This is a genomic window from Chryseobacterium salviniae (assembly GCF_035819015.1).
Taxonomy (GTDB): Bacteria; Bacteroidota; Bacteroidia; order Flavobacteriales; family Weeksellaceae; genus Chryseobacterium; species Chryseobacterium salviniae.
In genome coordinates, this window is record NZ_JAYLAA010000041.1 from 21,535 (window position 1) to 29,208 (window position 7,674).

Annotated in this window: 11 protein-coding genes; all 11 read left to right on the forward strand. The window is 32.6% G+C overall.

Annotated features, from left to right (window positions below; genetic code table 11):
* Nucleotides 1-2 precede the first annotated feature (2 nt).
* Nucleotides 3-371 carry a hypothetical protein gene (locus SOP96_RS12260; RefSeq protein ID WP_326321229.1) on the forward strand — a complete coding sequence of 123 codons (369 nt, stop codon included), beginning with the start codon at nt 3-5 and terminating at the stop codon, nt 369-371.
* Nucleotides 355-2,652 (forward strand): hypothetical protein, encoded by a 2,298-nt coding sequence (locus SOP96_RS12265; RefSeq protein ID WP_326321230.1) that lies wholly within the window; start codon nt 355-357, stop codon nt 2,650-2,652. Before SOP96_RS12260 ends, SOP96_RS12265 begins: the two co-directional genes overlap by 17 nt.
* A gap of 7 nt (nt 2,653-2,659) precedes the next feature.
* Nucleotides 2,660-3,043: a hypothetical protein gene (locus tag SOP96_RS12270; RefSeq protein WP_326321231.1), complete on the forward strand. Its 384-nt coding sequence runs from the start codon at nt 2,660-2,662 to the stop codon at nt 3,041-3,043.
* A 137-nt stretch (nt 3,044-3,180) separates the two neighbouring features.
* Nucleotides 3,181-3,579 (forward strand): hypothetical protein, encoded by a 399-nt coding sequence (locus SOP96_RS12275; RefSeq protein WP_326321232.1) that lies wholly within the window; start codon nt 3,181-3,183, stop codon nt 3,577-3,579.
* 252 nt (nt 3,580-3,831) lie between these two features.
* Entirely contained in the window at nt 3,832-4,110 is a 279-nt protein-coding gene (locus SOP96_RS12280) for a hypothetical protein (protein WP_326321233.1), read from the forward strand.
* A 77-nt stretch (nt 4,111-4,187) separates the two neighbouring features.
* Nucleotides 4,188-5,600 (forward strand): hypothetical protein, encoded by a 1,413-nt coding sequence (locus SOP96_RS12285; protein ID WP_326321234.1) that lies wholly within the window; start codon nt 4,188-4,190, stop codon nt 5,598-5,600.
* Complete coding sequence (locus SOP96_RS12290) at nt 5,597-6,025, forward strand: hypothetical protein (RefSeq protein ID WP_326321235.1); 429 nt, start codon at nt 5,597-5,599, stop codon at nt 6,023-6,025. The genes SOP96_RS12285 and SOP96_RS12290 overlap by 4 nt, the downstream gene beginning before the upstream one ends.
* Nucleotides 6,026-6,644: 619 nt before the next feature.
* On the forward strand, nt 6,645-6,797 hold the full coding sequence (locus tag SOP96_RS12295) for a hypothetical protein (RefSeq protein WP_326321236.1): 153 nt from the start codon (nt 6,645-6,647) through the stop codon (nt 6,795-6,797).
* A gap of 43 nt (nt 6,798-6,840) precedes the next feature.
* Entirely contained in the window at nt 6,841-7,206 is a 366-nt protein-coding gene (locus tag SOP96_RS12300) for a hypothetical protein (RefSeq protein ID WP_326321237.1), read from the forward strand.
* A 78-nt stretch (nt 7,207-7,284) separates the two neighbouring features.
* Nucleotides 7,285-7,431: a hypothetical protein gene (locus SOP96_RS12305; protein WP_326321238.1), complete on the forward strand. Its 147-nt coding sequence runs from the start codon at nt 7,285-7,287 to the stop codon at nt 7,429-7,431.
* Between the two features lie 61 nt (nt 7,432-7,492).
* The coding region (locus SOP96_RS12310) for a hypothetical protein (protein ID WP_326321239.1) at nt 7,493-7,674 on the forward strand (182 nt) is incomplete at its 3' end.

Sequence of the window (7,674 nt, forward strand, 5' to 3'; positions counted from 1 at the left end):
CAATGAGTCAGGTAAAAACCGAGGCTATCTGGCAGCACGAAAAAGTGCTGCCTTATATCCTCACAAGCCTTAAAGACAAGATTGCGGAGATTACTCCCGTGGAAAAGATTTTCGTTTTCGGGAGCAGGGGCAGATTGCCTTTTGAAAGCTGGAACGAGCTCGAAGGAAAAGACTGGGATATTTTGGTACAGGCAGGCTGCAGGCTCAAGAATGCCCACGTTTTAGTAGAACCGGGTTACCATCTGGACCTTTTGGTTATGAGCAGGGAACAAACTGAGAAATTCATCGGGAATATAAAAACCAAACAGCTTTTTCCCGTAAATGAATTGGAATTTTTAATCACTAAACACACAAATGATGGAAAATTTTGACGACGAGTTCGGAGATTTATCCGGATTCAAAATACTTTCTTTTGAAGAAGTAACCCAAGGATTTGATGGAAATAAAAATCCGTTGAAGGGAATTGTAAATAAATCTTTTGACGATATGTCAAATCAATATGGTTTACAATCACCGTTAGGACAGAATAGTATATTCTACAAAAAGACTATAAATAAAATTATCTATCAAACGGTAGGAATGATACCTATATGGAAGTATAGAATAGAAAATTCTACGAAGGGGACAGAATTAATTGCTAACTATACGAAATATGACAAAACTATTGATTCCTCTAAAGGTAAATATGATGAAGAAACCGATTTTATTATTTATATAGAAGAACAAACTAATAATACCGAATTTTATGTAGACTTAAATACAGTTTGTCTTATCAAGATGAGTCAGGCAATGCTGAATGAATATTTTGCTATTATTAAAGCTGATCCAAAATCAAATATTTTAGAAAAATGGAGTTCAATAATCATCGCGCAGCAAAAAAAAGCAAATAATATCATTTTTACATTAGAAAAGTTAGTAGAAGCTTTCACTTTGGAAATAGCATACAGGCCATTAAAAAAAAATGTAATAGGAGGCAAAAAATACACAAAAAATGAAATCGTAGCAGGAATACTTGATGGAATATCTGATGCATTTAGAGAACTGAAATTTGAAAAAGAAAGCTGGGATCCTACCATTGCTTCAGATATTTACCTCTGGAAATATCCTATAAAAGCCATTGATTTTCTAAAAGGAAAAATAACAGTTTCTGTTAATTTGTTGCAAAAAACAGAAAACTTTCTCTATGTTTTAGAATATCTTTCTATAGAAAAAGTCTTTCTTAAATCAATAAGATTATTTATAAGCCTTTTTAAAGCAAATTTACAGGTTATTGCTCAATTGCTGGATTCGCTGAAAAGCTATTCTCCTTATCATTTCTCTTTTTTATGTGGGCTCTGGGACGGTATTGTAGAATTTATTGCCGGATTTGTAGATATTCTTTTGTTAACACTCAGGCTTTATTTCCAGTTAGAAGATTTAAATGCCGAAGATAAAATAGTTTATCTAAAGCTGAAAGAAGGAATAGAACAATGCATTGAAAAATATATGCAAGATCCCGAATTTCTGCAAAAAGCAATAGAAAGGGCAATAGCAAATTATTTTGAAGAACGGTATTCTGAAAATCAAAATGGCTATGTAATTTCACACAATGCAGGAGAAGATTTAGTGATAGCTGTTGATATTATTTTTTCTATTTTAGAGGTGGTAAAATCTATTGCAGATGCCGGAAAAATACTTCCAAAAATGGAAAGCTGGATAGACAACGCTATTGAAAGAAACCCTAATCTGGAGCGTAAATTAGAGGAAGCCCTAGAACCTAAAAAAATACAGGAAGTACCAATAAGAGAAAAATCAATAGAAGAAATAATTGTAAAGCCTGAAAAGAAACCTACTCCAAAAGAAAGAGCAGAAACGAAAAGAAGAGAGATCAACAGGAAGCTGGAAGAACAAAAAGTCTTGCGTACTAAAACCATTGATGGAAACCCTCCTCCTTCGTATGAAAAAGGATTTCACTATTACGAGGCAAGAACTCCAAAACCTTCCGAGATACCTTTACACCTTAGAAGACAAGCAAAACTCCTTACCCACAAAGTAGACAAAGAAGTTGCACTTCTCTTGGATGTAGAGCATGCAACTGGTTTTAGTGAAGGAAAAAAAATACTGCAAACCAAGAAAGGAAAAAAGTTTATTGACAAGAAATGGTTAGACGACAGACAATTGGTAGCAGGGATTATTCATCAGGATAAAAAACTGGGAGAGATTATTAAGGTAAAAACCAATTTTCCAAAACGGGAACTCAATGATTTTATAAAGATAAAAGCAATAGGAAGAGGAGAGTCCAATTTATCAGAAATTAAAGAAATTTACAAATTTTATAAACAACAAGGCTATTTAGAGTATAATATGCACCCTCATATAGAATCATTATTGAATACCCATTTTGATGAAGTAGCGAAAGGAATTAAACACCCAACATCTTACAATTGGGAAAGAACAGGTGGCTTACCCGGAACCCATGCCGAAGTATTGGCTCTGAACGATTTACTTTGGATATTAGAAAGCAAAGGAGTGAAAATAGACGATGAAGTATTGAGGGGTTTTATAGGATATAACAAAAATATTGTAAAACAAGAATATATGATTCGGTGTGGCGATTGTCAGTTAATTTTAAAAGATGTTTTATTTTTGGAAAAAATTACAAAATTTAAATAATAAAGTGATGAGTGCAAATAAAAGAATGCCCAATAAAATAAGGGTAGATACAGAAGATTTACAATCAGTTAGAGTAGGAACTTATGTTGGTGAAGATATGAACTATCAAGGGAAACCGTTTACAGGTTTTGAAATCTATGGATATCATGAAAATGGAGAAATCGCTGGAGAGTTTGAATATGTAGATGGTGAACGAATGGGATGGGATATTCAATATTATGATAACGGTTTTGTAGAGAGAGAGAGCTTAGATTATGGAGCTACTACAGTATATTTTAATAAATTTGATAGAGACGGAAATAAAATATTAGGTGGTTTTGTTGCAGATAAAGAATTGTTATATAAAGTCTGCGCCATTACAGGTGAAGATCCTAATAATGTAAAAGAATAAATTTAAATATACGCTTCCGGAAATGGAGGCGTTTTATTTTTTAGTTACAAATTCCTGTCTAGGTGTTTTACGGAATATGAAAACCAAACAACTTTTTCCCGTAAATGAATTGGAATTTTTAATCGCTAACCACACAAATGATGGAAAATTTTGACGACGAGTTCGGAGATTTATCCGGATACAAAATACTTTCTTTTGAAGAAGTAACCCAGGGATTTGAAGGAAATAAAAAATTTTTTTCCAACTCCTTCGGAAGTTCTAATAAGAATATTAATTATCAGAACGATGAGTATATTAATCTTACCATACTATTGGGTAATATAAAAATTGCCAATGGAAGCAATGGAATAATGCAATATTTTTATCAGGAATATCAGCAGGATATTGCTCAAACCTATATTATGGATGGGCAGAAGCACATTGATCTTTCCGCCAGAATAGGATTGAAAAATGGAGTAGTAAAAGTTTCTAATAAATTTTCAAGAGACCGCCCTTATATGGAAGTCTTTTTTGACGAAAATGATAAGCTTACTTAAGTTCTGACATTTTGCTATGTTGATACCCATGATACAGCAATAGAACTACGGATACATTCTTTTCAGGAATACAGGAATTTATTACTGTATCTAAATTATGGAGATGTAGAAAAGGACTATGATGCTTCTACTTTTTTCATCAGGGAGTTTACCAATTTTTTAACAAGTTCAGAAAGTTCTGATGATTTGTATCAGGTATATGGGGATTTGCCCACAAGTTTTATAGTAAAGATTCAACTTTCAACAGATGTTGTGGCAAAACATCTAAAAATATTAACTAAAGAAGATGACACCGGTTGGTTCAGCTGGACAAGAGACACCAGCTCCCTTCTTATAAAGGTAATGGGAATGTTTAGAAAATTTCAGGAAGCTGCTGATTATTTTTGGAAAAACCCAAAAGTCCTTACTGAAATTTATGATAACCTTGACGGGCGTTCTGAGATATTAGGACAGTCTATATCTAACAGGATTTTGTTTGCTTCCGTATTCAATAAGTTTGCTGCAAGTGATAAAATGCCAAGAGGAAAGTAACACCCAATGCATTGGTCAGCACGGGCAGTTATTTTATAGAATCCAATATTTTGGAATTGAATGATACCCTGAATACAATGAAAGGGATTATGAGTTTCGATTGGGATTTTGATTATAAAGATGCCGTCTTTCTGCAACAGAAAAGAAAAGTGAAGCAGAATGTAAAGATAGTCCCAAAAGAAGGAGATCCGCTAGCTGAAGAAACCGTAACTGAGGATGTAGATCCCGGATATCTCTATCATCCCATGAATTTGGTCTGTTATTCATATGATTCAGAAACCGGGCAAAAGGCAGAGCTGGTGACCGCTCTTTTTATAAAAGCGCTGGCAGATGAAAAAGAGTGGACAGAAGTATTGAAATACATACGCATTGGCGGCGATATTGTTGCAATTATTGCAGGACTTGTCACAGTAGGTGCTGCTGGTGAACTTTCGTTATTGGCCATTACAGATTTAGCTTTAGCGAGTATTGATTTATCTTTGATGGACGAAGATGTCCGGAAGTGGCTTTCTCAATATCCGGAAGGCAAATGGTTTGTAGAGAACTGGGATTTAATTTATGCCCTCGTGGGAGCAGGTATAATGAGTGTGGTGATAATGGAAGGCATTCTCGCCTATGGACCTGTGCTTTTGGAGAACTTAAAGAATCTGAAAAACGTTAAAGGCAATTACCGTATTTTTACAGAACAGCTGGAGAAACTTATAGCGGAACTGGAAGCATATCAAGCAAGGAATACAGCTAATGTAATAGAAGAAGTGGTTTTAATGGGCGAGAAGAATGGATTATTGCGAAAACTTGTGAAATTCTTTTCATCTTCAGATGCAAATTTTGAGTATATAATACAAAACCTTACTCAGAAGAGAATTTCTGTAAGAAAAGCTGGAGATAATCTTTATGAAGTTTATTATAAATGGTATTTAGTAACAACAGGTACGGAAGCAGAGGTAGGAGCTTTTTTAAGCAGGGTGTATTATGCTTCACCTGCAAAAGCGGCAGAGTTTATACAACGTGTGCTTATAGAATCACTTACAGATTTTGAGAAAGCTGGTTTGCTTAAAAGTATATATCATTATTACAAAGGATTGAAGTATAAGATATTAATATATGAAGACCAAATTATTTGGAAAGTTGCAGATGAAAGATTTGTTTGGGAGAATTCGGCAAGAGTATGGGGAGGTGAATTAGAATTTGATTTTAATACCTATGGAGTAAAAGGATTAGGACAAAAATTTACCGATGAAGCCTTTAACCATTTTGGAAACAAAATAAAAACAATAAAGGTAAAATGGAAACAATTACCAGATTATCCTGGTGGAGAATCTTTAGGTTATAAACAGTTTTATGAAGTATTTGATGAAACTTATGATTTTGAAAAAGCTGTTCAAGGTACAAGATTTTATAAAACAATGCAAAAAAAAGGCTACCAAAAAATCGATGGTTATGAGACAAAAGAATCAGTAATAGTAATTTTAAAACAATTAAAAGAATGAAAGTTTATATAATATTTGGCACCAACGGCAAAAGAAATTTAAGTGCAACTTTAGATTTCATAAAGGAACCTTTCTTAAATCTTAATATTTCTTCTGATTTAAAAAATGGTATTCTCCAAAGAATAGATGCAGAACAAGACTTTGAAGTAGCAGTTACTGAACTTCAAGAAATTCTTCCAACTTTAGATACTAGAATAGAAGAATTGTTAAAACATCCAGACTTTGACCCATTTAAAGAGGAGAAAAGAAAAAGATATCCTCAGCAATATGGGAACAATCCGTTTGAATATAAAGGGGTAACTTATTATCTTTATTCAAAGCTAAATCCAATTGATAGTTTAATTAACCGTATAATAGGATTTAAAAAATTAATTGAAGAGCATATTGCTGCTAATAAACCTTTAAGATATGTTTATAAAGAATAATAGAATTGACCGTTTCATTTATGAAACGGTTTTGTTTTAAAAACTTGGAACAAAAATTTATGATGAAGCATTTAATCATTTTGGGAAAAAAGTAAAAACAATAAAAGTAGAATGGAAACAGTTACCGGATTACCTAGGTGGAGAATCTTTGGGATATAAACAGTTTTATGAAGTATTTGATGAGACTTATGATAAATTTGAAAATACCTTCGAAAGATTTGCTATTTTGAAATTAAATCCAGCCATTGAAGAAAGTATAAAACAACGAATTTACGCAGAGTAAGATTTTGAAGTTACAGTACATGAGCTTCAACAGATACTTCCAACTTTAGAGAGAATAGAAGAGTTAGTAAAGCATCCGGATTTTAATCCTTTTAAAGAAGAATTAAGAAAAAGATATCCAGAGCAATATGGAAGTCAGCCTTTTAAATTTAAAGGAACTACATATTTTCTTTATCATAAAGGAAGAGAATTTTATGTAGATAGTATGATTTATGGTGCTTTAGGATTCAAAAAACTAATTGAAGATCATATTGCAGCGAATAAACCTTTAAGATATGTTTATAAAGAATAATAGAATTGGCCGTTTCATTTATGAAACGGTTTTTGTTTTAAAAACTTGGAACAAAAATTCACAGATGGAGTCTTAAAAGCAACCACATTCTATAAAACAATGAGTAAGAAAGGTATTTCTAAAATTACTGAAAGAAGTGTAAATTTTGGAGAGTTTGATGAAATAGATGTAATAATATATAAGAAAAATTTTAAATAATACGTCAACATTAAGAATTTATAAAAACGGAGAACTTAAATCAATGTTTGGTTTTTCTACCGATTATGAAAAATTTAAAGAGCTTCATGGTTATCATTCAAGCGATGGCTTACTCGTAATACTTCTTAAGGATAGTCCTGAATTACTTCAAAAAATTAATAAACAACAAAGTTTTTCGTTAAGTAAGGAAGAAAAAGATATTCTTGCAAAAAAGTTAGAAGAATATATAGATAAAGATATCAACAATTTCAAAAATGAAGATGAACTAGAAAATCATAATAAAATACCATATAAAGGTATTGTTTATAGATGTCCAGCAAAAGCAAGTGGAACTACTTTAGAAAAGAAATTAGCAAAACAATGTCACTATATTATCAGTTTGACGACCCTGATGATTCTAATATCATAGAATTTAAGTTTATCAAAGATAAATAACAATTTCGCTCCTTCTTAGGAGTGTTTTTTTAGCAAAGTATAATTACTTTCTGTGAACCTGAAAGATGATGGGCACGATTTATTGAAGTTTTCCGTGGATTTGCAAAATTCAACCTTAAAGATCGCTTCTCCGGAATACAATAAATACGGTTATGAAAGAATCTTGGATAAATACGGACAAATCATTCCGGAAGCTTAGATCTTGACAAAGTTCCTCTAAGTAAATTTCTGGTATAATCTGATCATTTAAAAATTGAACAATGAGTCAGGTAAAAACCGAGGCTATCTGGCAGCACGAAAAAGTGCTGTCTTATATCCTCACAAGCCTTAAAGACAAGATTGCGGAGATTACTCCCGTGGAAAAGATTTTCGTTTTCGGGAGCAGGGGCAGATTGCCTTTTGAAAGCTGGAACGAGCTCGAAGGAAAAGACTGGGATATTGT

Coding starts and splice junctions, on each gene's coding strand:
- SOP96_RS12260 (WP_326321229.1), top strand. CDS start 3: ATGAGTCAGGTAAAAACCGAGGCTATCTGGCAGCACGAAAAAGTGCTG.
- SOP96_RS12275 (WP_326321232.1), top strand. CDS start 3,181: ATGATGGAAAATTTTGACGACGAGTTCGGAGATTTATCCGGATACAAA.
- SOP96_RS12270 (WP_326321231.1), top strand. CDS start 2,660: ATGAGTGCAAATAAAAGAATGCCCAATAAAATAAGGGTAGATACAGAA.
- SOP96_RS12290 (WP_326321235.1), top strand. CDS start 5,597: ATGAAAGTTTATATAATATTTGGCACCAACGGCAAAAGAAATTTAAGT.
- SOP96_RS12265 (WP_326321230.1), top strand. CDS start 355: ATGATGGAAAATTTTGACGACGAGTTCGGAGATTTATCCGGATTCAAA.
- SOP96_RS12285 (WP_326321234.1), top strand. CDS start 4,188: ATGAAAGGGATTATGAGTTTCGATTGGGATTTTGATTATAAAGATGCC.
- SOP96_RS12300 (WP_326321237.1), top strand. CDS start 6,841: ATGTTTGGTTTTTCTACCGATTATGAAAAATTTAAAGAGCTTCATGGT.